The organism is Wenjunlia vitaminophila DSM 41686, assembly GCF_000380165.1.
In the GTDB taxonomy this organism is placed as follows: domain Bacteria; phylum Actinomycetota; class Actinomycetes; order Streptomycetales; family Streptomycetaceae; genus Wenjunlia; species Wenjunlia vitaminophila.
This window is the reverse complement of the sequence record NZ_KB904669.1, coordinates 137,547-164,039: the sequence shown is the minus strand read 5'-3', so window position 1 is coordinate 164,039 and position 26,493 is coordinate 137,547. Positions and strand designations below refer to the sequence as shown.

The following is a 26,493-nucleotide window of genomic DNA, read 5'->3' as shown; positions in this document are numbered from 1 at the left end:
GGTGCCACGGGCATGGCAGGCTCTGTGTGTCGTGAGCCCGAAGTCCTCGAGAGCGCACCGGAGAGTGAACCCTTGCGGTCCGAAGCTAATCTGGCGGGTCCGGTGGCCGAGCCGGTCCCCGCTCCCCGGAGTGAGCCGGGGGAGAGCACCTCACTGATGGATGACACCCCCATCGCCAGGGCGGCACAGCTCGCCGTGGAGGCACTGGGGCGTGCCGGTGAGGGACTGCCCCGGCCCGAGCAGACCCGTGTCATCGTGGTGGCCAACCAGAAGGGTGGGGTCGGCAAGACCACGACCACCGTGAACCTCGCCGCGTCCCTGGCGATGCACGGCGCCCGGGTGTTGGTGATTGACCTCGACCCCCAGGGCAACGCCTCCACGGCGCTGGGCATCGACCACCATGCCGAGGTGCCGTCCATCTATGACGTGCTGGTGGAGAGCAAACCACTGGCCGACGTGGTGCAGCCCGTGCGCGATGTGGAGGGGCTGTTCTGCGCCCCGGCCACCATCGACCTCGCTGGTGCGGAGATCGAGTTGGTCTCTCTGGTGGCCAGGGAGAGCCGGTTGCAGAGGGCCATCCAGTCCTATGACCAGCCGCTGGACTACATCCTGATCGACTGTCCGCCGTCGCTGGGGTTGCTGACCGTCAATGCCCTGGTGGCCGGGGTGGAGGTGTTGATCCCGATCCAGTGCGAGTACTACGCGCTTGAGGGGCTGGGGCAGCTCCTGCGGAACGTGGAGTTGGTGCGGGGGCACCTGAACCCGCAGCTCCACGTCTCCACCATCCTGCTCACCATGTACGACGCCAGGACCAGGCTCGCCGCCCAGGTGGCGCAGGAGGTGCGCAGCCACTTCGGTGAGGAGGTGCTGCGGACCGCCATCCCGCGTTCGGTGCGGGTGTCGGAGGCTCCCAGCTACGGGCAGACGGTGCTCACCTACGATCCCGGTTCCACCGGCGCCCTCTCCTACTTCGAGGCGGCGCGGGAGATCGCACAGCGCGGGGGCCCGCACGTCTCCCACGGCGGGCGGCAGGGGAGCACCTACCAGTACGGCGGCACCACTTCGAAGGGGATGCAGTGAGCGAACGACGCAGGGGCCTGGGGCGCGGTCTGGGAGCGCTGATCCCCGCGGCGACGGATGGCGCCGCCACGGTGGCCGGCCAGGGGGGCGCGGCACCGGGCGGTGTGCTCGCTCCCGAGCGGGGCGCCGCGGTGGCGGGCGTCGCGGCGCTTCCGGATTCTCCGGCGGTGCGGGATGTTTCACGTGAAACAGGGGTCCAGTCGGTGGCGGGCGCGCACTTCGCCGAGATCCCCCTCGACGCGATCTCCCGCAATCCCCGTCAGCCGCGTGAGGTGTTCGACGAGGACGCCCTGCTGGAGCTGGTTCACTCCATCCGGGAAGTGGGGTTGCTCCAGCCGGTGGTGGTGCGGCGCACCGGGCCGGAGAGCTATGAACTGGTCATGGGCGAGCGCCGGTGGCGAGCGAGTCGGGAAGCGGGGTTGGACCGGATTCCCGCGATCGTCCGGGCCACCGACGACGAGAAGCTCCTGCTGGACGCCCTCCTGGAGAACCTGCACCGGGTGCAGCTCAATCCGTTGGAGGAGGCCGCCGCCTACGACCAGTTGCTGAAGGACTTCTCCTGCACGCACGACGAGTTGGCCGATCGGATCGGGCGGTCGCGTCCGCATGTCACCAACACGCTGCGGCTGTTGCGGCTCTCTCCGCAGGTGCAGCGGCGGGTGGCCAGCGGGGTGCTGTCGGCGGGTCACGCCCGGGTGCTGCTGAAGATCAGTGACCCCAGGGAGCAGGACGAGCTGGCCCGCCGGATCGTCGCGGAGGGGCTCTCGGTCCGTTCCGCGGAGGAGATCGTGGACCTGATGGAGGGCAGCGAGCAACGACGTCGCCGCCCCCGGGGGCCCCGGGCCGGTAAGCGGCTGTCCCCCGCACTGGCCGACCTGGGGGCACGGCTGTCGGATCGCTTCGAGACCCGGGTGAAGGTGGACCTGGGGCAGCGGAAGGGCAAGATCGTGGTTGAGTTCGCCTCGGTGGAGGACCTTGAGCGAATCCTCGGGACCATGGCGCCGGGTGAGTCCGACGTGCTGAAGGGGAACCTGTCCGGGGAGGGTGCGGGCGGGACGGCCGACGGGTCCGTCTGAGGGACGCCGGGCCCGGCGAAACGGGTGCGGGGGCGGCGTTGTTTCACGTGAAACAGCGCCCGCCTTTCCCGCTTGGTGGCCGGTTCGGTGCCGGCTGGGGTGCCGGGGAACGAAAGTGCCGTCTGGCGGAGCCGTGGATACGATGCGCTCAGGATGGCGGGTCCACCTGGAGGAAGGCCATGCGATCACTCAGCCAGCGAGCCGGGCACTGGCCGCGAGGTGCCCTTGTGGCCACGGGATTGGGTCTGGGGGCGGTCGGCGGGTTCCTGGGAAGCCTGGTCCACCAACGACGTGAAGCGCTCGCCGCGGCGGATGCGGCTGACTCCTGGAACCACGGCGCCTCCTGGAGGGACCGCGGGGCGTCGCCCGACCAGGGGACGCGGGCCCGCGACGGGGGCCGGGGTGCCGCCGGGCACGGGGCTCCTGGACTGCCTGTCGTTGGCAGCAGTGAGCCGGGGGCGTAGTCCATGGGGCGTCGTTTGGTGCCGCTGACGTTGGACAACCTCACCGACCTGCCCAAGCGTTGCCGTCGGTGCGTCTTCTGGGAGTTGGACCCGGTCAGTGGCGAGGCCGCGGTCCAGGCGGGGGCTCCGGAGTTGGAGAAGGAGGCGTGGATCTCCGCGGTGCTGTTGGAGTGGGGTTCCTGCGGCCGTGTGGTCTATGTGGACGAGGTGCCCGCGGGTTTCGTGCTCTACGCTCCCCCGGCCTATGTGCCGCGTTCCACGGCGTTTCCGACCAGTCCTGTGTCCCCGGACGCGGTGCAGTTGATGACCGCGCGGGTCCTCCCCGGTTTTCTCGGGCAGGGGCTCGGCCGGGTGATGGTGCAGACGGTCGCCAAGGACCTGGTGCGCCGGGGGTTCCGGGCGATCGAGGCGTTCGGTGACACCCGTTGGGACGAGCCCGCCTGTGTGTTGCCCGCGGACCACCTGTTGGCCGTGGGGTTCAAGACCGTGCGTCCGCATCCGCGGTTCCCGCGGCTACGGCTGGAGCTGCGGACGACGATCTCCTGGAAGGAGGACGTCGAGGTGGCGCTGGAGCGCCTGCTCGGTGCCGTGCAGAAGGAGCCGGTGTTCCGCCCGGTGTGAGGTGCTGCCGCATGTTTCACGTGGAACACCGGTGGTCGGGCACCGTGCCGGCCGGGTCATGAGGTTGCCTCGTCCATGGTGGGCGGTGCGGTCAGGCGCAGCGGCAGGTTGAGCACCCCGGTGGGGGCGTCGTCCTCCGGGGGGAGGTAGAGCCGTTGCAGGGCCACCGCGATGGATTCCACGATCAGGGTCTGGGCCTCGGCGCTGGCCAACCGGGCGGCGTCGTCCGGGTTGCTGAGGTAGCCCAGGTCGAGTCGGACCGTGGGCATGCGGGTGGTGCGCAGGAGCGTCCAGGTCTTCCCATGGCTGCGGTTGTCGCCGAATCCGCAGCGGGCGACGATCTCCCGCCGGGCGAAACCGGCGAAGCTGCGGCCGGTGTGGGACCAGCGGCCGTGCCGGTCGTAGCCGTAGTAGTAGGCGGAGACGCCGTGTGCCCGCGGGTTGGGGTGGCTGTCGGTGTGCAGGGAGACGGCCAGGTCGGCCTCGGTGGCGTTGGCGAAGCGGGCCCGGTCGGCTTCGGTGCCGCCGGTGTGCTGGCTCCGCGTCAGGTACGTGCGTACCCCCAGGGCGGTCAGCCGTCCCTCGAGGCGGTTGACCAAGTCCCACATCACGTCGGCCTCGCGGAGCCCGTGGCAGGTGGCACCCGGGTCGTCACCGCCGTGGCCGGGGTCCAGCACGAGGACCTTGCCGGCGAGTGACGGCCCCGAACGGCGCAGCTCCTCACTCTCCCGCATCACGTGCGGGTGTCCGCCGACCACGGTCCTGGTGAGGCGGGCCAGCACGGTGAACGTGGCGGGGCCGCAGGTGCCGTCGGGCCGCAGGCCGGTGTTGCGTTGGAACTCGCGTACCGCCTGGGCGGTGTCCGGCCCGTAGATGCCGTCCACCCGTCCTGGGACGAAGCCCATGTCCAGGAGGCGCTGCTGGAGTCGGGCGATGTCGTCCCCCACCATGGGGTGGCTGACGCTGTGGGCCAGAAGGCGGTCACCCAACCGCCAGCGTGCCTCCTCCAGATGACGGAACGTCTCGGGGCCGACGACGCCGTCCGCGGTCAGCGCACGGTCCTGCTGGAAGTGGCGGACCGCGTCTTCCATCGCGGTGTCGAAGACCGCGTCATCGGGGGTCTGTGCGCGGGGATCGTCCGGGAGCAGGCGCAGGGCGACGAGCCGGGAGCGGATGTCGGCCACGGCGGGGCCGGTGTCTTCGCGCTTGAACAGGAAGTTCGCTGTGGAGGGCGGCTGCTGGGTCACGTGCCTGATGGTAAGCAGACGATCCGCTGTTTCACGTGAAACGCCACAGAGGCGGTTCGTCCCGTGGGGGACGAACCGCCTCTGTGGGGGGTGTGCCGGGGCTGTGGGGCCGCGACTCAGATGAACTCGGCCAGGTCACGCTCGAGCGCGTTCTTGGGCTTGGCTCCGACGATGGTCTTCACGACCTCGCCGTTGCGGTAAACGCTCATCGTGGGGATGGACATGATGCCGTACTTGCTCGCTGTCTCCGGGTTCTCGTCGATGTTCAGCTTGACCACGCTGATCGCGTCCGAGTGCTCGGCGGCGATGGCCTCCAGGACGGGGGAGACCAGCTTGCACGGGCCGCACCACTCGGCCCAGAAGTCGACGAGTACGGGCTTGTCGCTCTTGAGGACCTCGTCCTCGAAAGAGGCGTCGGTCACGACCTTGGTGCTTCCGGCCACGGAATTCTCCTCGTTGTTGTGAGCGGTTGGCTCGTGCGGGACTGCGGTGGGCGAGCCGACGGCGAAGGAACCGCCAGGTCAGATGGAGATGGCTCCGGCTTCCGCGGTGGTCAGCTCGGGCTCGCGGGCGTGGTTGCTGTGCTCACCGTCGGCGAGGGCGGCGAGGAAGTGCTCGGCGTCCAGGGCCGCGGCACAACCGGTGCCGGCCGCGGTGATGGCCTGGCGGTAGGTGTGGTCCACCACGTCTCCGGCGGCGAAGACACCCGGGACGTTGGTGCGGGTGGAGGGGGAGTCCACCTTCAGGTAGCCCTGGTCGTCCAGGTCGAGTTGGCCCTTGACCAGCTCGGTGCGCGGGTCGTGGCCGATGGCGATGAACAGACCGGTGACGGCCAGTTCTGAGGTCTCACCGGTGTGGACGTTGCGCAGGGTCAGCCCGGTGAGCTTGTTCTCGCCGTGCAGTTCGGCCACCTCGCTGTCCCAGACGAACCGGATCTTCTCGTCGGCGAAGGCACGGTCCTGCATGGTCTTCGACGCGCGCAGGGTGTCGCGGCGGTGGACGATGGTCACCGACCTGGCGAAGCGGGAGAGGAAGGTCGCTTCCTCCATGGCGGTGTCGCCGCCGCCGATCACCGCGATGTCGTGCTCGCGGAAGAAGGCCCCGTCGCAGGTGGCGCACCAGGAGACGCCTCGCCCGGACAGCGCGTCCTCGCGGGGCAGCCCCAGCTTGCGGTGCTGGGAGCCGGTGGCCACGATGACGGCCTTGGCCCGGTGGACCTGGCCGGTGGAGTCGGTGACCGTCTTGATCGGCCCCTCCAGCTCGACGGCCTCGACGTCGTCGGTGACCAGCTCGGCACCGAAACGCTCCGCCTGGGCCCGCATCTGGTCCATCAGCTCGGGGCCCATGATGCCGTCGCTGTAGCCGGGGTAGTTCTCCACCTCGGTGGTGTTCATCAACGCACCACCCCAGGTGACCGAGCCCTCGAAGACCAACGGTTTCAGGGAGGCCCGGGCGGTGTAGAGCGCCGCCGTGTAGCCCGCAGGGCCCGAACCGATGATGATCACGTTACGGACTTCGCTCACGATGTCTTCCCTGTCTGCCGGCTGGGTGTGCTGGTCCTGGGTCTCGCGGTGGATTCCCGTGGGGAGCTGTACCCCGTAACGGATACTAAGGGCCGGACATTCCCGAGCTGGGGCTCGGACGCGGAGGCCGGTGCGGTGTGCACGCGGACGGCCACGGCGCGCGGAGCGCGCCGCCGAGGGGTTCAGGGGCGGGGGACGTCGCGCCGCAGCAGGACGGCGCCCGGCTCGTCGGACGCCGTGCCGGCGCAGGAGGAGTCCACGACGTACACGTTGACCCGGTCCTCGGAGGCCGGGTCGGGCAGCACCACGACACCCACCGGACGGCCCTGGTACTCGCCCTCGTCGGTGGCGACCGGTCGTTCGCCGGGACGGTCGGTGGCGCTCAGCACGCATCCGGGCAGGTCCGGGCCGATGAGGTCGTGGTCGGCGCCGTTCTCGCTCTGCGGGCTGGCTGGCAGGGCGCTCTCGGCCGGGGCCTGGACCTCCTTCTGGTCCTCGCTCCGGGCCCCTCGGTCGGGGTCGAGCAGGTCCCGCACCCTGGAGTCGATGTTGCCTTCCGTGTACACCCAGGTGGTGGCGGTGGCGTCGAACGCCTTCTGGGCGGCCCCCTTGTCCATGTCGTCGGACGCGTCGTTCGACAGGTCGAGGAAGAACACCCCGAACCCGACCAGGGCGACGGTGCAGGCGGCGGCGAGCAGCCCGGCGCGCCACCGGCCCCGGCGGGAACGCCCGGGCCCCGTGCCACCCCGCCGGGGGGGCCCGCCCGGCCCGGTGGGTCCGCCCGGGTGCCGGGGGGCCGGCCGCGGGCCGGGCACAGTGCTGCCTGGCGTGCCGGTGGTGGTCGTCGGTGCTCCGGCCTGCTCGGGTACGGTTCGGTGGCCTGGTGTCCCCTCGGCGCCCCGGGGGCTGGCAGCCCGGGTGGCGTCGCGCGGGGGCCCCGCGTCGCCCCGTTCACCCGGCCCCTGGGCGGCTTCCGGCGCTGCGGGTGACCCGGTCGCCGCCAGCAGTGCCTCGGCGGCCAGGGCGGCGTCGATCCGCCCCGCCACGTCCGCGGGCATCCGGGGCGGCCCCGGGAGACGGCCCAGCAGGCTGCGGATCTCGTCCAGGGAGTCGTGCACGTCGGCACAGAGCGGGCAGTCCGCCAGGTGGTCACGGAGCCGCTGGGCCGCGTGGTCCGGGAGGACGCCCTCGGTGAGTGCCGAGATCTCCTCGACCTCGGGGTGCTCCCCGTGATCGACGACGGAGTGCGGATCGATGTTCACTGTGTCCGACCTCCGCCCTGGTCCGGCTCTGATGCTGCCGTCTGTGTGACGGATGCCTTGCTCGTCCGGTTCCTTCCCCCATGGTCGCCCCCGCTACCCCCGGGTCCCGCCCGCAGGTGGGAGATGAGCGGCAGCAGCCGGGCGCGCCCCCTGGCGCAGCGGCTCTTGACCGTGCCGGTGGGGATGCCCAGGATGTCCGCGGCCTCCGCCACCGAGTGCCCCTGCATGTCCACCAGGACCAGGGCGGCCCGCTGCTCCACCGGAAGGGTGAACATCGCCCTGACCAGCTCGGCGTGGAGCTCGCCGCGCTCTGCCGGTGCCTCCGCGGACTCGTGCGGCTCCAACAGGTCTTCCAGGGACAGGGTGTCCGGAAGCGCCGCGGTCCTGCGGTTCTCGGCCCGGCGCAGCCGGTCCAGGCAGGCGTTGACGGTGATGCGGTGCAGCCAGGTGGTCACCGCGGACTGGCCGCGGAAGGTGTGCGCGGCGCGGAACGCGGAGACGAAGGCGTCCTGCACGGCGTCCGCGGCCTCCTCCCGGTCGCCCAGGGTGCGCAGGGCCACCGCCCACAGCCGGTCGCGGTGCCGGCGGACGATCTCCCCGAAGGCGTCCGGGTCGCCCGCCACGTGCCGGGCCAGGAGGTCATGGTCGCTCGGCGACCTCGCCGGTCCTTCCACGACACGCCCTCCCCGTTGGTCCCGGACCCGAGCCGTGGTGACCCACCCGCGGCCTCACTGCTTGAGCCCGGTGAACGACACCTCGGTTATCCCCTGCCGGTAGTTGTTGTCCGGCGCCCGGTACGGCAGGGCCGTCATCCACACCAGCACGTAGCGGGTGCTGACCGGCTTGGCCGCGCTGAACTCTACCGAACTCCCGTCGGTCGTCTTGGTGCCGATCTTCTTCATCCCGGACAGGAGCTGGCTGGGCGAGTCGGCCGCGTACAGGTGCACGGTGGTGTGGTCGCCCCCGTAGAGGAGCCGCACCGAGGCGGTGCTCAGTTTCCGCTCCTCGCCGAGGTCGTAGACGACGCCCAGGCCCTTGACGAGCTTGACTTCGGGTCCGTCCAGGTAGTACTTGGTGCGCCAGTAGCTCCCGGGGTCCCCGTCGTGGGTGAGGTGGACGTCCTCGGCGTTGTCCGGGCCGTCCTCGGCGCTGTACGCCTCGGCGCCCTCGACGTCCAGGGGCACGGGTTTGGCGGTGACCGACTGGCCGCTGGTGGACGGGGACGGGGCGGCGTCGTCGCCCCGGTCGCCTCCGCCGCCGTTGAACAGGGCCTCGGTGATCTGCCAGCTCCCCAGGCCCAGCGCGACGGTCAGCAACAGGGCGACGATCCACTTCAGGGCCTTGCCGGCCCGGCCGGGCAGGGCGGGCGGTGGCGGTGGCGGCGGAACGGGCTGCGGTGGCGCGGCGACGGGCGTGCGGGACGGGGGCTGGCGGTAGCCGCCCTTGCGGTAGGCCGTGGCACGGTAGCCGCCCTGCTCGTAGTCCGGGAACTCCGGCTCCGGGGGCCGGATCTTGGGCGTGGCCGCCGCTGCCCTGGCCAGTTCGGCGGGGGTGACGTAGGGCGGCTCCTGGCTGGCGGCGGTGGCTCCGTCGTTGACCAGGGCCCGCATGGCGAGCTCGGCGAGGCCGCGGTGCACGCCGGCGCGGACCTGGTCGGGCGGGACCAGGCCGAGGTCGTCGGGGAGGCCGGAGAGCCCGTAGGCGTCCTGCGGGGAGGGCCAGCGGTGGGTGAGGGCGGCGTACAGCAGGGCGCCGATGGCGCGGGTGTCCTCCGCGGCGGGCTGGTCGGACTCGCGTCCGTGCAGGGCCGCCGCGACCGCCAGGCCACGGACGTGGAACTGTCCGTCCTCGGTGCACAGCACCGTGTGCGGGGTGAGCATCAGGTGGGCGAGGCCCTCGCGGTGCGCGGTGGCCATCGCGTCGGAGAGCTGCCGCACCATCCGGTCGGCCTGGTGGGGCGGGAGCGGCCCCTCGGCGAGCAGGGTGGTGAGTTCCACGGCGTCGGGCAGCCACTCGTGGACCACGTAGCACAGCTCGTCGTCCTCGACCGCGTCGAGGACCTGGACGAACCGGGGGTCGGCGACGAGGGCCGCGGAGCGGGCCGCGGCGAGCACCCGCTTGGCCCGGTCGTGCCAGGACGGCAGGACGTGCACCCCGACGGCGCGGCGCAGCATCTCGTCCACGGCCCGCCAGCTACTGAAGTCCTCGGAGCGGGTCAGGCACTCCTCGAGGCGGTAGCGGTCGGCCAGCTTGTGCCCGCTGTGCAGTTCGGGTGCCGGACGGGTGGTGGGGTCCTGTTCTGGCTCCCCGTCGTCGCCCGGCGGTTCCGGCGGCTCCTGCGGGGGGCTGCCGTCACCGTCCGCGCGGGGTGCCGCTTCGGGGTCCGTGTGGGGTTCTCTTCCGCTCTGCTCCGACCCGTCGACGTTGGCCTCGGGGGTGTGGTCCGTGTCCGCTGCCCCGTTGAGCGTTGCTCCACTGCCGTCGGCCATGTCGACGGCAGCCGTGCTCCGATCCGCCACCGTCGCTCCTGCCTCCCCAATCGTTGGCGCGTCCACCGATAACAAAAGGCGTCCGAGGGCAATTGTGCCCACTGCCGGCCAGTGTGCACGACTCGCGAGCGGCCCCCAGGGTTGCCCCCAGCTCGCAAATTGGCTGGAACTTTTGGTAAATCCGCTGGTCACCCAGGGGGCCGCGGTGCGGATCTAGCGTCCGAGTTTGCTTCGGACCATGCCCACCAACGCGGTCATCTCCTCGATGCGCATCCGCTTTCCGATCATGAAGAAGAGGACGAGCAGGACCGTCCCTCCAGCCAGCAGCGCCGCCGTCGATCCCAGGACCCCGTTGCCGAGCGCTCCGAGCACGAGGTACGCCACGCCGCCGGCGCAGGCCGCCGAGGGCAGGCAGGCGCCGATCAGCCGGGCGTAGGTGCGGACGATGTGTGGCCCGTCCATGTCGCCGCCGAGCCGGTCGCGCAGCCGGACGACGGCCACCCGCACGCCGATGACGTAGGCGATGCCGTAGGAGGCGGCCATGCCGGTCACCACCCAGCGCGAGGGCAGCACGAGGTAGCACAGCCCGGACAGGGCCGCCATGGACGCGGCGACGATCACCGTGTTGAAGAACGGGGTCCTGGTGTCCTCGTAGGCGTAGAAACCGCGGAGCACCACGTACTGGACGGAGAACGGGATCAGGCCGAGGCCGAACGCCATCAGGATGTAGCCGATCGACCGGGCTCCGGCGTCCCCGGCGCTGGAGTACATCAGCGTGGACATCGGCACGCCGAGGGCGAGGAAGGAGAACGCCGCCGGGACGATCGCCACCGCGGAGGTGCGCAGCCCGTAGGAGATGTCGTCGCGGACGGCCTGCCGGTCGCCGTCGGCGGCGGCCCGGGAGATCCTGGGCAACACCGCGGCCATCACCGACACGGTGATGATCGCCTGGGGCATCTGCCAGATGAGCTGGGCGTTCTGGTACGCGGTGATGCCGGTTCCGGGGTTGCCCTCGCGTTCCGCGGTGGAGCCGGCGACGGTGGCGAGCTGGGTGACCACGATCAGTCCGACCTGGTTGGCCAGCACGAACAGGAACGTCCACTTGGCCAGCTTCGCGGCGTGGCCCAGGCCGTGTCCGCGCCAGTCGAACCGCGGCCGGAAGGTGAACCCGGCGTCCCGCAGGTAGGGCAGCATCGCCAGGGCCTGCACGGCCAGGCCCAGCAGGGTGCCGATGCCGAGCAGCCGCACCCCCTCCGGGGAGATCGTCTCGGCGCCCATCTCGGTGCTGGAGAACGACCCGAAGACCCAGATGAACATCCCGAAGGTGAAGATCATCACGATGTTGTTGAGGACGGGCGTCCACATCATCGCGCCGAAGCGCCCGCGGGCGTTGAGGATCTGGCCCATGACCACGTGCACGCCCATGAAGAAGATCGTGGGCAGGCAGTACCTGGCGAAGGTGACCGCGACGTCGAGCTTCACCTCGTCGTTGGCGATCTCCGCCGACATGGCCTTGATCAGCAGGGGGGCGGCGAGCACGGTGACGGCCACGATGGCGCCCAGGATGACCATCACCAGGGTGAGTAGTCGGTTGGCGTAGGCGAGGCCGCCGTCCTCGTCGTTGCGCATGGCGCGGACGAGCTGGGGCACGAACACGGAGTTCAGGCCGCCGCCGATGGTGAGGATGTACACCATGGTCGGCAGCACGTTGGCCACCTGGTAGATGTCACCGAGGGAGGCCAGGCCGATCGCGGCGGCGATCACCAGGGTCCGTAGGAAGCCGGTGACCCGGGACACCATCGTGCCCGCGGCCATCAGGGCACTGGACTTCAGTACCCCGCCGGACTTGCCGCCGGCGGCCGGCGGCGGTGGTGGCGGTGCCTGCCGGCGGGGCGCGGCCCGGGTGCCGCCGGGCGGCCGGCCCGGCGGCACCCGCTCGTCGCGGAAGAGGTGCGCGTAGGCGTCCCGTTCCCGGTCGTCGGGGCCGCTGAGGAACTCGTCGACGCCGACGTAGCCGGCGGCGTCCTGGTCGCCGTGGGGCAGCCGCCGGTCCACCGCGCCGGAGGGCTCGGGCTCCGGGGTCGGGGCGTACAGGCGCGGGTCGGGCTGTGGGTGCCCCTGGTACTGCTGGGGGTGACCGACCTGGCCTGGCTGCTGGTACGGCGCCTGGTCCGGGTAGCCGCCCTGTTGCGGCTGGCCGTACCCGGGTGCTCCCGCCCAGCCGTCCGCGTACCTGGGGTCGGCCTGCGGGTCGCGCCGCCGGGAGCCGGACCGGCGGGACTGCGACTGCGCCGAACGGTCGTACAGGGCGCTGGACAGCGGGTCCGGTACGGGCGGGATCTGACCGTACAGGGTGTCACCGATGTAGGTGTCGGTCAGGTGCGGGTCCTGGGCGTACCCCTGCTGGTAGTAGCCCTGGTACGGGTCCTGCCAGCCGCCGGACGACTGGGCGTAGCCGAGCCGGGGGTCGCCCCCCTGCGGGTAGCCCTGGTGGGGGTCCTGGGCGTACGGGTCGTATCCGCCGTGTGCGGAGCCGGCCGCGTACGGGTCCTGTGCGTACGGGTCCGCGCCGTGCTGGGCCTGCCCGGCGCCCTGGGCCGGGTAGCCGCCGTCGGGGTGGCCCTGGTTCGGGTACTGCTGGTCGCCGTAGCCCGACGATGGGTAGCCCTGGGCCTGGTAGCCGGGGTCGGCCTGGCCCTGGTACCCACCGTCCTGATAGCCACCGTCCTGGTACCCACCGCCCTGGTACGGGTCCCCCTGGTAGCCGCCGTCGGGGTGGCCCTGGTTCGGGTACTGCTGGTCGCCGTAGCCCGACCCGGCGTAGCCGTCGGCCTGGTAGCCGGGCGACGGGTAGCCCTGGTCGTCCTGGCCGGCGTGGGGGTAGTGGCCCTGCTGCTGGTAGGGGTCCTGCGGGTAGCCGTAGCCCGGGTCGGCGTACCCCTGCCGGGGGTCCCGGGGTGCGCCCCGGTGGGACGACGGGGGCGGGACCTGGCCCTCCTCGGCCTCCCGGTCGCGCTCACCGTCGTACGGCGCGTTCATGCGGCACCCCTCTTGTCCGGCCGGGCACGAGGCACGACCCCACCTACCGCTCTACTTTCTCATCCGCGGCGTCCGGTACCGGGTCACCGTCCGCAGTGTCCGGGCCGGGGTCACCCGACCGTCGCTCCCGCGCCGCCCCCGGCTCCCAGCCGGGGGTGCCGGCAGGTTCCGGCCAGCCGGCGCCGTGCGGGACGTCGCCCGTCGACTCCCCACCGTCGTCGAACGGCCCGCGGTCGCCCCCGTCCACGGCGCCGCGGACGGCGTCGTCCTCGGCCTCCTCGTGGGGGACGGCGTCCTCGGCGTCCTCGGCGGCACCGTCGTGGTCGGCCCCCGTGCCGTCCTGGAGCGCCGCCCTTTTGCGCTGCCGGTACATCCGCGCCCCGGCGAGTATGAGCAGCAGCACACCGCAGGCGATGACGATGAGTACGGTTCCGGTCACCGAGGTGACGTTGACCTGGAACGTCACCGGCTCGCCGTAGGGCACCCCGTCCTCGGTGAGGAGCTGGGCCACCACGGTCGCGCGCCCGTTGGCGTGCGCGGAGGTGGGGAACTCGAACGACTTGCGGTGCCGCCCGTCGATCGTCACCTTCTGGGCCTGGCCCACCGTGAAGCGCTGCTTCTGGGTGGAGCGCAGTTCCAGGACCAGGTTCTCGACCTTCTGGTTGAGGTTGTTCTCCACGGTGACCTGGAGGGTGCCGCTGCTTCCGGAGAGGGTCACATCGGACTTGTCCCGGATGCGGACCGCGTTCCTGAGCCCCGACAGGTGTTCCTGGAGGGAGGCGCGGTAGGCCCTGCCGGCCGCGGCATCGGTCCGCCAGGAGTTCGACATGGACCGCAGCACGGCGTTGCTGAACGGGGTGTCCGCCCGGTCCTTGCGGGACAGGATCTGCAGGAACCCGCGGAGCGAGTCCTGGGTGTCCCGGATCTGGCCGAACGTGGCCGTGCTCAGCTCCTGTTTGCGCAGTCGGCCCGGATACTCGGAGGCCGGCGGCAGGGTGCGGTCAGCGCCCTTGTCGGGGGCCGCCCGCTCGAGGGTGCGCAGGTCCACCGGGGTGATCCATCCGCCGTCCCGCCCCTCGACCAGGGCCTTGGCCATCGTCTGGGCCGCGCTGGCGGTGGGCCACCGCTGGGGGGCGACCAGGATGCTGCGCTTGCTGCTCGGCGCCTCCATGGTGATCATCAGGGACTGGGCGAGGAACTGCTGCACGGCGAGCGTGGACTCGCCGGCCACCGCGTTGTCCCCGTCGAAGGCCGTGGACAGCGCGGAGTCCGCCACCAGGGCGGTGGCGCCGCCGCCGAGCGGGCGGGGGGAGTCGGGGGTGCGGTCCATGGAGCCGGAGCCCAGGGCGGAGCTGTTGACGATCACCGTGTCGGCCTTGGTCGCCCGGGCGACGTTCACCACGGAGCGGTCGGCGGCGCCGTCCATCGGCCAGGCCACGTCGGTGCGGGGTTCCACCCCGAGGACGGTCCTGGTGGTCTCCACGGCCAGTTGCTGGGCCGAGTCCAGGTGCACCAGCGTCTCGGGGACGTTCTTGCCGCGGTGGGCGATCGACGCCAGGTCGGGGTCGGCGAACGGCAGGGCGATCACCTGCTTGCCCCGGACGGCGGCCCGGAACTCGTTCAGCCACCGGGCGGCGACCTCCGAGCCGGTGCCCGGCTCGGCGTCCTGGATGGAGACGTCGTCGGCCGCGACCTTGTACCCGTCGGCCATCGTGTCCACGGTGGCCAGCAGGTCCGGATCGACGACCCAGGTGACCGGCAGGTCCTTGCCGACGCTCACCAACTGTCCCAGGCGCCCTCCCGGGGCCAGGTCGGCGGCGAGGCGGTCGTCCCTGAGCACGGGGGTCCGCCGGGTGTCCGCGTCGGTGCGGGCGTCCATGTGCGGGCGGTCGATCACTGGCCAGACCATGGTGACCTGTGTGTGCTTGGTCTGGTTCGGGTCGGGGTACCACGGCACGAAGGTGCGGACGATGCCCAGCACCTGGGGGCCCGAGGTCTTCTTCGTCTCCCCGGTGAGGGAGACACCGAGCTGGTAGACGCCGTTGCCCCGCAGGTTCAGCTCCTTGACCGGCACCTGGAGGGTGAACGGGTGGCTGACGCCGGGGGACAGCGACGGCAGGTCGGCGACCCGGTCCGGGATCTCGTCGCCGTCGTCGTAGGTGAAGTCGGTGCGCTGGGCGATCTCGGCCAGGTGGCTGCGGCTGGCCATCGGCTGCCCGTTGAGGCCCACCCGGACCCCGACGTGCGCGTCGGTGACGGTGGACCTGCCCGTGTTGGTGACCGTGCCGGTGAGCGTCACGGTGCCGTTCTCGGTCGGCACCGCCGGGGACATCTCGTTGAGGGCGACCCGCACGGTGCGGTCGTCGGAGTTCTGCTTCTGTCTCTTCTGCGGCTGCTGGTGCTGGCCTGCCGGGGCGGTCCGGCTCGCCGGGGTGGTGGCCACCGCGGCCGGCGTCAGCGCGCCGGCCAACAGCAGCCCGCCGGCCAGCAGCGCACCGGCTCGGCGCGCTCGGGCCCAGGCAGGGGTCGTACCACGATGACGTGCCGCCTTGCCCACGCGTTCGCCGCCCTCGGTGTTCGTCGGAGATCCCCTAGTAATCGCTCCTGGAATGGTAACGAGGTACGACGGGGCGCGTGGTCGTCGGCAAGATCATGGCCGGGTTGGTGGCGCGGGTGTTTCCCCCGGACGCGCACCTCGTTGCCGACAGCACCGATAACGGGTGAGCTCGGGTCGCCGTGGGCCCGTACCCTTTTCTGTTGTGCCGAACGCCAATCATGACAGCCGTACCCTGCCGCAGTCCCCTTCCGCGCTGAGCCAGGCGCAACGCCGGGCGGTGAGCGAGTTGCTGCGCGTCTCCCCCGTCGCCGACGACCTGGCCCGCAGATTCCAGGAGGCCGGCCACAGCCTGGCCCTGGTCGGGGGCTCGGTGCGGGACGCGCTCCTGGGTCGCCTCGGCAACGACCTGGACTTCACCACGGACGCCCACCCCGAGCAGGTCCTGAAGATCGTGCGCCGCTGGGCGGACGCGGTCTGGGAGGTGGGCATCGCGTTCGGCACCGTGGGCTGCCGCAAGACGCTGACCGGCACGGGCCCGGGGGCCCAGAGCTTCCACCTGGAGATCACCACCTACCGGGCCGAGGAGTACGACCGCACCTCCCGCAAGCCGGAGGTCACCTACGGGGACTCGATCGAGGAGGACCTGGTCCGCCGGGACTTCACGGTCAACGCGATGGCGGTCGCACTTCCGGACAAGACGTTCATCGACCCGCACGGGGGTCTCGCCGACCTGGCCCGGCGGGAGCTGCGCACCCCGAGCACCCCGCAGCAGTCGTTCTCCGACGACCCGCTGCGGATGATGCGGGCGGCGCGGTTCGCCGCCCAGCTCGACTTCGCGGTGGCCCCCGAGGTGGTGGCCGCGATGCGGGACATGGCCGACCGGATCGAGATCGTCTCCGCCGAGCGGGTGCGGGACGAGCTGTCCAAGCTGGTCCTGTCCGACCACCCGACCAAGGGGCTGCACCTGATGGTGGAGACCGGGCTCGCCGAACGGGTGCTGCCCGAGCTGCCGGCGCTGCGCCTGGAGCGGGACGAGCACCACCGGCACAAGGACGTCTACCAGCACTCGCTGACCGTGCTGGAGCAGGCCATGGACCTGGAGGGACCGGCCGACCAGCCCGGCGGCGGCCCCGACCTGACGCTGCGGCTCGCGGCGTTGCTCCACGACATCGGCAAGCCGAGGACCCGCCGCTTCGAGTCGGACGGCCGGGTCTCGTTCCACCACCACGAGGTGGTCGGGGCGAAGATGACGCGTTCCCGGATGACCAAGCTGAAGTACCCCAACGAGCTGGTCAAGGACGTCTCCCGGCTGGTCGAACTGCACCTGCGCTTCCACGGCTACGGCACCGGGGAGTGGACCGACTCCGCGGTCCGTCGTTACGTGCGCGACGCGGGACCGCTGCTGGACCGGCTGCACAAGCTCACCCGCTCCGACTGCACCACCCGCAACAAGCGCAAGGCGGCGGCCCTGTCCCGTGCCTACGACGGCCTGGAGGAGCGGATCGCCCGGCTGAAGGAACAGGAGGAGCTGGACGCGATCCGCCCCGACCTCAACGGGAACGAGATCATGTCCGTCCTGGGGATCCCGCCCGGCCCCGAGGTCGGCCGCGCCTACCAGCACCTGATGGAACTCCGCCTGGAGAAGGGGCCGCTGGGTCACGACGCGGCGGTGGAGGAGCTGCGCAAGTGGTGGGGTGAGCGGGAAGGCGGGGCCTGAGGGCGCGATGGCAGACACCGTGGTGGCTGGTTTCACGTGAAACCAGCCACCACGACACGTGCGGGGCCTCACCGGGCCGCCTACTCCGTTGCGACCTGCCCGGAGAGCCGACCTGGTGGGAACGGGGAAGGTGACGTGGAAAGGACTGAGGTGTCAGGCGTCAGCCACGGTACTGCTCTGGGCGGTGGGGCCCGGTAAAGCCCATGGGTGGTGTGTTTCACATGAAACACACCACCTGGGTTGGCTGGTTCCCTAGTGGCACTAGCCCACAGGGGTGAGGCAGAGCGCGATGTCCTCGCCCCGTCCGGTCTCCTGGTACTCGGCGTACTTGTTCTGGTCGCAGCCGTTGGGCTTCTTCTTGTCCATGACCTTGAAGTTGGCGTCCGGTGAGGTGCAGTCCACGATCTTCAGCTTCGCGTCGATCTCGTTGCCCGTCACCTTGACGCAGTCGCCCACGTCCGCCGACTTGGCCTCGGTGTCGTTGCCGATGAAGTAGCCGCCGATGGCGATCAGCAGCCCCGCGATCGGCACGATGAACCCCAGGATCTTGCGCACCGGCGGACGCTGACGGGTCGGGGCCGGCGCCGGGCCGCCGGGTGGGAAGCCGCCGCCCTGGTTCAGGTACGGGGAGGGCTGGGGAGCGCCGCCGGGGAAGCCGCCCTGGGGTTGGGGCTGACCGTAGGGGTTCCCCGTCTGCGGGTAGCCGTAGCCGCCGCCCTGGGGTTGGGGCTGGGTCTGGCCGTAGGGGTTGCCGCCCTGTGGGTAGCCGTAGCCGCCGCCCTGGGGCTGCGCGAACGGGTTGCCGCCCTGGGGCTGCTGGGGGGTGGTCATGCTGTGGTCCTCTGCGATGGTATGACTTTCAGACAGCGCAGGTTATAGGGCTGGGCCGACATCACCACACCCCCTTTCGTCACAGCCCTGTCGCAGTGCCGCACTAACCCCGTGGAACGCGGACAAACGGCCTGTTGCGCATGGCATGCGCGTACAGCACGGCGGTCGCCGCGTAGAGGCCCGACACCACCAGCAGCAGCGCCGACGACTTCCCGTCCGGGGGGAGCATCGCCGCGGCGAAGGCCGCCGCGGCGACGAAGGAGACGTTGAACAGGACGTCGTACAGGGCGAAGACCCGCCCTCGGTAGGAGTCGTCCACGGTGTTCTGCACCACCGTGTCGGTGGCGATCTTGGCGCCCTGGGTGACCACGCCGAGGACGAAGGCCGCCCCCAGCGTCGGGGCCACCGCGAAGGGCAGCCCCAGGGACGGCACGAAGACCGCGGAGAGCGCCGCGCACAGGGTGATCCAGCCGGTGACCCCGACCTTGCGGGTCGCCCAGGGGGTGACCAGCGCGGCGGTGAAGAACCCCGCTCCGGAGAGCCCCACGGCGAGCCCCAGCAGCGCCAGGCCGCCCGAGGAGTCGTCCTCACCCGACGAACCGCCCCCCGGGGTGAACGCGTAGCGGCAGAGCATCAGCACCATCACGGTCAACGCGCCGTACCCGAACCGCATGGCACCCATCGCCGCGAGGGTGCGGGCGGCCTGACGGCGCGACGCCAGGTGGCGCAGCCCCGCGGCGAGACCGCGCAGGGCGTCGGCGAACGCCGCGGTGAGTCGGGGCGGGACCTGCGTCCGGTCCGGACCGAGCAGGTCGATCGGGATGCGCCGCGCGGCCAGTGCCGCGCACAGGTACAGCCCGGCGGCGAGCACCACCACCACCGCGTCGGCCCCCGCGCCCCGTGCTATGAACAGGCTGACTCCGAAGGCCACCCCTCCCCCGGCCGCCGCGGCGACCGTGCCGGCGGTCGGTGACACCGCGTTGGCCATGAGCAGGTCGCGGGCCGGGACCACCCGCGGCAGTGCTGCGGAGAGACCGGCCAGCACGAACCGGTTGACCGCGGTGACCGACAGGGCCGAGGTGTAGAAGAGCCAGTCGGGTACCCGGGCGAGGATGAGGACCGCGGTCACCGCGGCGAGGCCGGCCCGCAGCAGGTTGCCGAACAGCAGCGCCTGACGTCGCCGCCAGCGGTCGAGCAGCACCCCGGTGAACGGGCCGAGCAGCGAGTAGGGCAGCAGGAGCACCGCCATGGTGGAGGCGATGGCGGCGGGGGAGGTCTGCTTCTCGGGGGAGAACACCACGTGCGCGGCGAGCGCCACCTGGTACACCCCGTCGGAGAGCTGCGCGAGCAGCCGCACCGCGAAGAGCTGCCGGAAGTCCCGCAGCCGGAGCAGCTCGCCGAGATCGCGCAGAAAGGACACGGGGCCAGGGTCGCACGGAAAGGACGACGTCCCCCGATGGCTCCCGGTCCCGCCCGGCGGCGAGGGGGCGCCGGTCACCGGGCCGGGCGCACCGTGCCGGGGCGGGTACGCACGCCGCCCCGGCGCCGTGGGCGCCGGGGCGTGCGGGTGCCTGGGGTGTCTCGTCCCTGGGTGTCTCGGGTCCCTGGGGTGTTAGCGCTCGACCTCGTTGCGGATGAACTTCTCCACGTTCTCCCGCGCCTCGTCGTCGAAGTACTGCACCGGGGGCGACTTCATGAAGTAGGAGGACGCCGACAGGATGGGGCCGCCGACGCCGCGGTCCTTGGCGATCTTCGCAGCGCGCAGCGCGTCGATGATCACGCCGGCGGAGTTGGGGGAGTCCCAGACCTCGAGCTTGTACTCGAGGTTCAGCGGCACGTCACCGAAGGCCCGGCCCTCGAGCCGCACGTACGCCCACTTGCGGTCGTCCAGCCACGCCACGTAGTCGGACGGGCCGATGTGCACGTTCTTCGCGCCGAGGTCCCGGTCGGGGATCTGGGAGGTGACCGCCTGGGTCTTGGAGATCTTCTTGGACTCCAGGCGCTCCCGCTCCAGCATGTTCATGAAGTCCATGTTGCCGCCCACGTTGAGCTGCATGGTGCGGTCCAGGACGACCCCGCGGTCCTCGAACAGCTTGGCCAGCACCCGGTGGGTGATGGTGGCGCCCACCTGGGACTTGATGTCGTCGCCGACGATCGGCACGCCAGCCGCGGTGAACTTGTCCGCCCACTCCTTGGTGCCCGCGATGAACACCGGCAGGGCGTTGACGAACGCCACCTTGGCGTCGATCGCGCACTGGGCGTAGAACTTGGCGGCGTCCTCGGAACCGACCGGCAGGTAGCACACCAGCACGTCGACCTCGCGGTCCCTGAGCACCTGGACCACGTCGACCGGCTCGTCGGCCGACTCCTCGATGGTCTGGCGGTAGTACTTGCCCAGGCCGTCGTAGGTGTGTCCGCGCTGGACGGTGACACCGGTCGGCGGGACGTCGCAGATCTTGATGGTGTTGTTCTCGCTGGCCCCGATGGCGTCTGCGAGGTCCTGGCCGACCTTCTTCGCGTCCACGTCGAACGCGGCCACGAACTCGATGTCCCGCACGTGGTAGTCGCCGAACCGCACGTGCATCAGGCCGGGCACGCGGCTGTCCGGGTCGGCGTCCTTGTAGTACTCGACGCCCTGCACCAGCGACGCGGCGCAGTTGCCCACGCCCACGATGGCTACGCGAACCGAACCCATTCCGGATGCTCCCTGTGGTCTGTCGAGGTCCGCGGCGGCGAACCTCATGTGGTGGTGTCGGACGGGTCGGGGCCGGATGCCCGGTCCCGGGCTGTGCCGCCCGTGTCGGTGAGGTCAGTTTTGATCAAGCCGTTGGCGGTGTCGCCGGCTTCCGGGCCGGCGGGACGCGTCGGGCCCCGGCCCCGTGGGCCGCTTCCCGACACGGCACCCGACGTGCCCCGGGGCGCGGACGGCTCGGGACCGGTGGACGGACGTGCCTCGCGTCCCGCCCGCTCGGTCTCGATGAGCTCGTTGAGCCACCGCACCTCGCGCTCGACCGACTCCATGCCGTGGCGTTGCAGCTCCAGCGTGTAGTCATCGAGCCGTTCCCGGGTGCGGGCGAGTGACGCCCGCATCTTGTCCAGGCGCTCTTCGAGGCGGCTGCGCCGTCCCTCGAGCACCCGCATACGGACGGACCTGTCCGTCTGGCCGAAGAACGCGAAGCGCACCCCGAAGTGCTCGTCCTCCCAGGCGTCCGGCCCGGAATTGGTGAGCAACTCCTCGAAGTGCTCCTTCCCTTCGGCGGTGAGCCGGTAGACGATCTTCGCCCGCCGGCCGGACAGCGGTGCCGCGAGAGGATCCGGGTGGGGACTGTCCTCTTCGACCAACCATCCCTTGGCGACCAGCGCCTTCAGGCACGGGTAGAGCGTGCCGTAGCTGAACGCGCGGAACGTTCCGAGCAGGGTGTTGAGCCGCTTGCGCAACTCGTAGCCGTGCATCGGTGACTCCCGCAGCAGACCGAGGACCGCGAACTCGAGCATGTTCGATCGTCTGCTCATGGCCCGCATCCCCCTTGTCTGCTGTTGGGACGCCCACTGTAGGGGTGTCCGCGGTCGTGACGCCTGTCGGAGTGGCTGGCGGGGCGTCAGTCGCCTTGGTCATCAAGTCTCCTGACTGTCCGTCTGGCCGGCTGCTTCTTCGTGGACCTCCGTCTGGTCCTTGCTCCCGCGGCGTTCGCGCGCCGCGGTCCGGTGCTCCGGGCCCGTTGTCCTGGGTCGGTGCTCCGGGGCGGTGTCCGGTGTCCCAGGCTCCGCCCGATCGATGTCCGTTCTGTGCTTACTTTCGACTTCCTGGGGCTTCCCGGTTGGTGATCGGGTTCCCCGTTCTGTCGGCGGTATTCCACTGCGATGTATCGACTCGATACATCAGGACGATAGAACGGTGATCTGGATGGGGCAAGAGGAAGTCCGGTGAACCGCGTCACATGGAAGTTCTCCAGGGGGCAACTGCCCACTATGGTCGGAAAACCGTGGTCTGGCAGGTTTTGGAGATGCGTACGCTGTGCTCCATGCAACACGCGAACTCTGGGAACCGTGGGACCCTTCGTGGCGTCACCGCCCCCTGCCGGGTGAGCCGGCTCGCGTGTCTCGGGAACGGGCATCGGGGGGCCCGGAAGACCACCGCCGCCATCGGGCGTTGATGCCCGGCCGAGGAGTACCTGGAGCATGAGCGAGCACCGTCGGAAGCCGCCTGCCTCGAACAGCGGCGGTCGAGCCGCGCGACACGGGGGGCAACCGCCGTCCGGTCGGCGTGCGGCTCCCGATCATGGGGCCGGCAGCCACCACGGTCCGGCCGGCCAGGGAGCCGGCTCCCACCAGTCGCAGTCCCCACCGGGTGGGCGCCCCCCTGGCGGGCGGGCCGAGGCACGTCGGGCTGCGCGGGCCGCCTCGTCGCGGGGCGGACGCCGCAGGGCCGCAGCGCCGGGACAGCCGGGCCACGGTCCCGGCCGGACCGGTCGGAGCGGCCCGCCGCCGAGGAAGACCGGTTACCACCGCTTTATCGACTACCCGCGCACCGGGCGCACCGGACTGCGCCGCTGGATGCCGTCCTGGAAGCTCGTCTCCGGGTTGTCCCTGGCGTTCGTCGGCTCCCTGGTCGGTGCCTTCCTGATCGCGCTGTCACTGGTGACCGTGCCGAACGAGGCCAAGGCCGCGGCCACCCAGCAGAGCAACGTCTTCTACTGGGCCGACGGCACGGTGATGGGCACCAAGGGGGAGACCAACCGGCAGATCGTCGATCTCAAGGAGATCTCCATCCACATGCAGGACGCGGTGATCTCCGCGGAGAACGCCTCGTTCTACGACGATCCCGGTGTCGATCCCAAGGGCATCGCCCGTGCCATGTTCAACATGGCCACCGGTGGTGACACCCAGGGTGGCTCGACCATCACCCAGCAGTACGTGAAGAACACGTACCTGGACCAGAGCCAGACCCTCAACCGCAAGCTCAAGGAGATGTTCATCTCCATCAAGGTGGGCACCACCCAGCAGAAGGAGGAGATCCTCCAGGGGTACCTGAACACCGCCTGGTACGGGCGCGGGGCCTACGGCATCCAGGCCGCCTCGCAGGCCTACTACCAGAAGGACGCCAAGGACCTCAACGCCAACGAGAGCGCGTTCCTCACCTCTCTGCTGAAGAACGCCAACCTGTACAACCCGGACGGCGGCGTGGGCGCCAGCGCCACCCCCGAGCAGAACCGCAAGCGCGTGACGGGTCGGTGGCGTGACGTCCTCAACCTCATGGTGAAGAACGGCAAGCTGGAACAGGCCGAGGCCGACTCCTACAAGTTCCCCGAGCCCAAGAAGCAGCAGGCCACGGAGGGCCAGGCGGGCCAGGTCGGCTACCTGATGGAGACCGCCGAGAACTACGTGCTGAAGATGGCGAAGAGCGGCCTCACCAAGAAGGACCTGGAGCGGGGTGGTTACCGCATCTACACCACGTTCGAGAAGGACAAGGTCGCGAAGCTCCAGAAGGCCGTGGACAAGGTCAGCAAGACGTACCTCGACCCGAAGAAGCGGGAGAAGGACAAGTACGTCCAGGTCGGCGCCGCCTCCGTGGTGCCGGGAGACGGCAGGATCATCGCTCTCTACGGCGGTCCCGGCTACGACAAGGAGCACTTCACCAACAACGCGGACACCCGGGGCGTGCCCGTCGGCTCCACCTGGAAGCCGTTCGTCCTCGCCGCCGCGATGGAAGAGGGCACCTACAAGACCGGCGGCCAGCCGCTGTCGCCGCAGAGCAAGTACCTCGGCAACGACAACATCAAGATCTACGACCAGAGCGGCAAGCCGGTGCTGAAGAAGGACGGCACGCCGTTCTACCAACAGAACGAGAGTGACTACCCCTGGGGTCCGATCACCCTCTACGAAGCCATGCAGCACTCGATCAACACGCCGTTCGTCCAGCTCGGCATGGACGTCGGCATGGAGAAGGTGAAGAAGCTCGCGGAGGACTCGGGGATCTCCGAGGAGAGCATGAGCGAGATCAACGCCTCGTTCGCGCTGGGCACCTCCACGCCGAGCGCCATCCGCATGGCCGACGCCTACGCCACCTTCGCCGACCACGGCCGGCAGGTGGAGCCGTACTCGGTGATCAAGGTCGTCAAGGGCGGCGAGGAACTGGCCGGTTTCGAGAAGCCGAAGACCCGCCAGGCGATGGACAGCGACGTGGCGGACACCGTCACCGACGTGCTCCAGAACGTGGTGGAGAACGGCACCGGCACCAAGGCCAAGAAGCTGGGCCGCCCGGCGGCGGGCAAGACCGGAACCACCGACAAGAACAAGTCGGCGTGGTTCGTCGGCTACACCCCCGAGCTGTCCACCGCGGTGGCGATGTACCGCGAGAAGCCCGGCGAGCCCAAGCTGCTGTCGATGAACGGCACCGGTGGTTTCGACTCCATCCACGGTGGTGACTTCCCCACCGAGGTGTGGACCGAGTACATGAAGGCGGCCCTGAAGGGCAAGCCGAAGAAGGACTTCGACAAGCCGGGGCCGCTCAACGAGAAGGTGGCCAACGGTGCCGGCGTCACCTCCTCCGCCCCGCCGGTGAAGGAGACCGAGGACCCGGAGCCCGAGGAGAGCCAGTCCACCCCCGAGGACACGCCGAGCACCAAGCCCTCCAAGCCGAACAAGCCGAGCACCCCGCCGCCGCCGTCCTCGAGCTGTTCGCCGACGGACTGGAACTGCCCGCCGGACGGGGACACCAGCGGCAGCACCAACGGCAATACCAACGGCAACGGCAACGGTGGTCCCGGAGGCTCCACCGACCCGTCACCCAGCGACTCCGAGACCATCGGCTGGATCCGCGGCCAGGGGGACACCAGCCCCTAGCCGTCCTCGAACGGCCTTGGCCCCGGCTCGGGGCACCCGGCGGCCACGGCGAGCCTCGGCTCGCCGTGGCCGTTCGCTGTCGTGCCGCGCATTCGGGCGTCTGCCCCCGGCCCTGGCCCGTGGGCCCGCGTGCACGGGTGCACGGACGTCGGCGCGGCGGCCCGGGCCGGTAGGGCAGGATTGCCGCATGACGAGCCAGCGCGATGACCGAAGCGGTGACCTCCTGGTGTCGCCGACCACCGAGGACGCCGTCGCGGCCAGTGGCAGCGAGCTCATCGGCGGCCCGCCGGGACGGCGGGCCGCGCTCGGCGTGAGCTGGTGGACGCCGGTGCGGGTGCTCGCGGTCGTCATGGTGGTGATGTTCGCGCTGGGCATGGTCCAGAAGTACCCCTGCTACGACGGTGACTGGTTCTTCGGGGCCAACGCGCAGTACACGCACGCCTGTTATTCCGACATCCCCCACCTGTACCAGGGGCGCGGTTTCGCCGACGGGCTCCACCCCTACTTCGACAAGATCCCCCCCGAGCTGTCCAACGGGATGGACCACCTGGAGTACCCGGTGCTCACCGGGGGGCTGATGCAGCTCGCCGCCTGGCTCACCCCGGACGACGGCGACCTCCAGGACGAGGCGCGGATGTTCTGGTTCGTCAACGCCTCGCTGCTGATGGTGTTGGCCGTGGTCGCCGTGGTCGCGGTGGCCCGCACCCACCGTCGCAGGCCCTGGGACGCGTTGCTCGTGGCCCTGGCTCCCGGGATGGCCCTCACCGGCACCATCAACTGGGACATGCTCGCGGTCGCGCTGACCGCGCTCGCCATGTGCCTGTGGTCCCGCAGCCGGCCGGGCTGGGCGGGCGTCCTGCTCGGCCTGGCCACCGCCGCCAAGCTGTACCCGGTGCTGCTGTTCGGGCCGCTGCTGCTGCTGTGCCTGCGGGCGAACCGGCTGCGGGCGTTCGGGACCGCGTTCGGCGGGGCGGTGGCGGCGTGGCTCCTGGTGAACCTGCCGGTGATGATCCCGGCCACCGACGGCTGGTCGAAGTTCTACACCTTCAGCCAGGAACGCGGCGAGGACTACGGCACGTTCTGGCTGATCCTGATGCAGCAGCGGCACGAGGCCCTGGACCACCTCAACGCCTACGCCTCCGCCGCGATGCTGTTGGCCTGCGCGGGCATCGCGGTGCTCGCCCTGTACGCGCCGCGCCGCCCACGGTTCGCCCAACTGGCGTTCCTGGTGGTGGCGGCGTTCGCGCTGACCAACAAGGTGTACTCGCCGCAGTACGTGCTGTGGTTGATCCCGCTGGCCGCTCTCGCCCGCCCCCGCTGGCGTGACTTCCTGATCTGGCAGGTCGCCGAGGCGGCCTACTTCCTCGGGGTGTGGATGTACCTGGCGGACACGGTCTCCGAGAAGGGCCGCGGGCTCACCGAGGGCGGCTACCACCTGGCCATCGCGGTCCACCTGCTGGGCACCCTGTGGTTCTGCGCGCTGGTGGTCCGGGACGTCCTGGTGCCGGAGTGCGACCCGGTCCGGGCCGACGGTTCGGACGACCCGTCCGGTGGGGTCCTGGACGGTGCCCCGGACGCCTTCGCCCTGCGGTCCGTCGACCGCTCCCCGGGCGGGGGCGCCCTGCCGCCGCTGGCCGGCCCCCCCGTCCCCCAGGTCCACTGGGGGACGACCGCCCCGCCCTCATCCCCGCCGCCTCCCCCGTCCGCTCCGCCCCGGGACTGAACGCCCCGGGACCGGACGCCC

General features: G+C 70.9%; 18 protein-coding genes. 6 read left to right on the top strand and 12 right to left on the bottom strand.

Annotated elements, in window-relative coordinates; genetic code table 11:
- Nucleotides 1–12 precede the first annotated feature (12 nt).
- The 3 genes from A3IG_RS0113980 to A3IG_RS0113970 all read left to right on the top strand — a co-directional run bounded on the left by A3IG_RS0113980 (nt 13) and on the right by A3IG_RS0113970 (nt 3,241).
- The gene (locus A3IG_RS0113980) at nt 13–1,080 is read left to right on the top strand and encodes a ParA family protein (protein WP_078500468.1); all 1,068 of its coding nucleotides are present in this window, start codon (nt 13–15) and stop codon (nt 1,078–1,080) included.
- Nucleotides 1,077–2,156: a ParB/RepB/Spo0J family partition protein gene (locus A3IG_RS0113975; protein WP_078500466.1), complete on the top strand. Its 1,080-nt coding sequence runs from the start codon at nt 1,077–1,079 to the stop codon at nt 2,154–2,156. Before A3IG_RS0113980 ends, A3IG_RS0113975 begins: the two co-directional genes overlap by 4 nt.
- A gap of 467 nt (nt 2,157–2,623) precedes the next feature.
- A complete protein-coding gene (locus A3IG_RS0113970) occupies nt 2,624–3,241 on the top strand; it encodes a GNAT family N-acetyltransferase (protein WP_026220254.1) in 618 nt (205 codons plus the stop codon).
- 56 nt (nt 3,242–3,297) lie between these two features.
- Here the strand turns inward: A3IG_RS0113970 and A3IG_RS0113965 are convergent, their stop codons facing one another.
- The 8 genes from A3IG_RS0113965 to A3IG_RS29720 form a co-directional block, all read right to left on the bottom strand.
- Entirely contained in the window at nt 3,298–4,488 is a 1,191-nt protein-coding gene (locus tag A3IG_RS0113965; protein ID WP_018384192.1) for an N-acetylmuramoyl-L-alanine amidase, read from the bottom strand.
- 116 nt (nt 4,489–4,604) lie between these two features.
- Nucleotides 4,605–4,931: a thioredoxin gene (gene trxA, locus A3IG_RS0113960; protein ID WP_018384191.1), complete on the bottom strand. Its 327-nt coding sequence runs from the start codon at nt 4,929–4,931 to the stop codon at nt 4,605–4,607.
- Nucleotides 4,932–5,009: 78 nt separating this feature from the next.
- A complete protein-coding gene (gene trxB / locus A3IG_RS0113955; protein ID WP_026220253.1) occupies nt 5,010–6,011 on the bottom strand; it encodes a thioredoxin-disulfide reductase in 1,002 nt (333 codons plus the stop codon).
- Between the two features lie 182 nt (nt 6,012–6,193).
- Nucleotides 6,194–7,273 (bottom strand): anti-sigma factor family protein, encoded by a 1,080-nt coding sequence (locus A3IG_RS0113950; RefSeq protein WP_018384189.1) that lies wholly within the window; start codon nt 7,271–7,273, stop codon nt 6,194–6,196.
- Nucleotides 7,270–7,947 (bottom strand): RNA polymerase sigma factor SigM, encoded by a 678-nt coding sequence (sigM, locus tag A3IG_RS0113945; protein WP_018384188.1) that lies wholly within the window; start codon nt 7,945–7,947, stop codon nt 7,270–7,272. The genes A3IG_RS0113950 and sigM overlap by 4 nt, the downstream gene beginning before the upstream one ends.
- A 54-nt stretch (nt 7,948–8,001) precedes the next feature.
- Nucleotides 8,002–9,792 (bottom strand): protein kinase family protein, encoded by a 1,791-nt coding sequence (locus A3IG_RS0113940; RefSeq protein WP_018384187.1) that lies wholly within the window; start codon nt 9,790–9,792, stop codon nt 8,002–8,004.
- Between the two features lie 183 nt (nt 9,793–9,975).
- The gene (gene murJ, locus A3IG_RS29725; protein WP_018384186.1) at nt 9,976–12,801 is read right to left on the bottom strand and encodes a murein biosynthesis integral membrane protein MurJ; all 2,826 of its coding nucleotides are present in this window, start codon (nt 12,799–12,801) and stop codon (nt 9,976–9,978) included.
- Between the two features lie 43 nt (nt 12,802–12,844).
- Nucleotides 12,845–15,358 carry a DUF6049 family protein gene (locus A3IG_RS29720; protein WP_157862336.1) on the bottom strand — a complete coding sequence of 838 codons (2,514 nt, stop codon included), beginning with the start codon at nt 15,356–15,358 and terminating at the stop codon, nt 12,845–12,847.
- A 202-nt stretch (nt 15,359–15,560) separates the two neighbouring features.
- Here A3IG_RS29720 and A3IG_RS0113920 point away from each other — a divergent pair, with 202 nt between their 5' ends.
- Nucleotides 15,561–17,075 carry a CCA tRNA nucleotidyltransferase gene (locus A3IG_RS0113920; RefSeq protein WP_040911431.1) on the top strand — a complete coding sequence of 505 codons (1,515 nt, stop codon included), beginning with the start codon at nt 15,561–15,563 and terminating at the stop codon, nt 17,073–17,075.
- 261 nt (nt 17,076–17,336) lie between these two features.
- Here A3IG_RS0113920 and A3IG_RS0113915 read toward each other — a convergent pair whose 3' ends face one another.
- The 4 genes from A3IG_RS0113915 to A3IG_RS29715 form a co-directional block, all read right to left on the bottom strand.
- Nucleotides 17,337–17,906: an LppU/SCO3897 family protein gene (locus A3IG_RS0113915; protein ID WP_018384182.1), complete on the bottom strand. Its 570-nt coding sequence runs from the start codon at nt 17,904–17,906 to the stop codon at nt 17,337–17,339.
- 103 nt (nt 17,907–18,009) lie between these two features.
- Nucleotides 18,010–19,326 carry an MFS transporter gene (locus A3IG_RS0113910; protein WP_018384181.1) on the bottom strand — a complete coding sequence of 439 codons (1,317 nt, stop codon included), beginning with the start codon at nt 19,324–19,326 and terminating at the stop codon, nt 18,010–18,012.
- A 192-nt stretch (nt 19,327–19,518) separates the two neighbouring features.
- On the bottom strand, nt 19,519–20,601 hold the full coding sequence (locus tag A3IG_RS0113905; protein WP_018384180.1) for an inositol-3-phosphate synthase: 1,083 nt from the start codon (nt 20,599–20,601) through the stop codon (nt 19,519–19,521).
- A gap of 44 nt (nt 20,602–20,645) precedes the next feature.
- Nucleotides 20,646–21,419 carry a PadR family transcriptional regulator gene (locus A3IG_RS29715; protein WP_078500463.1) on the bottom strand — a complete coding sequence of 258 codons (774 nt, stop codon included), beginning with the start codon at nt 21,417–21,419 and terminating at the stop codon, nt 20,646–20,648.
- Nucleotides 21,420–22,460: 1,041 nt separating this feature from the next.
- Between A3IG_RS29715 and A3IG_RS0113895 the strand changes: the two genes are divergently transcribed.
- Both A3IG_RS0113895 and A3IG_RS0113890 read left to right on the top strand, forming a co-directional pair.
- On the top strand, nt 22,461–24,749 hold the full coding sequence (locus A3IG_RS0113895) for a transglycosylase domain-containing protein (RefSeq protein WP_018384178.1): 2,289 nt from the start codon (nt 22,461–22,463) through the stop codon (nt 24,747–24,749).
- Between the two features lie 187 nt (nt 24,750–24,936).
- A complete protein-coding gene (locus A3IG_RS0113890) occupies nt 24,937–26,472 on the top strand; it encodes a glycosyltransferase family 87 protein (protein ID WP_018384177.1) in 1,536 nt (511 codons plus the stop codon).
- Nucleotides 26,473–26,493 lie beyond the last annotated feature (21 nt).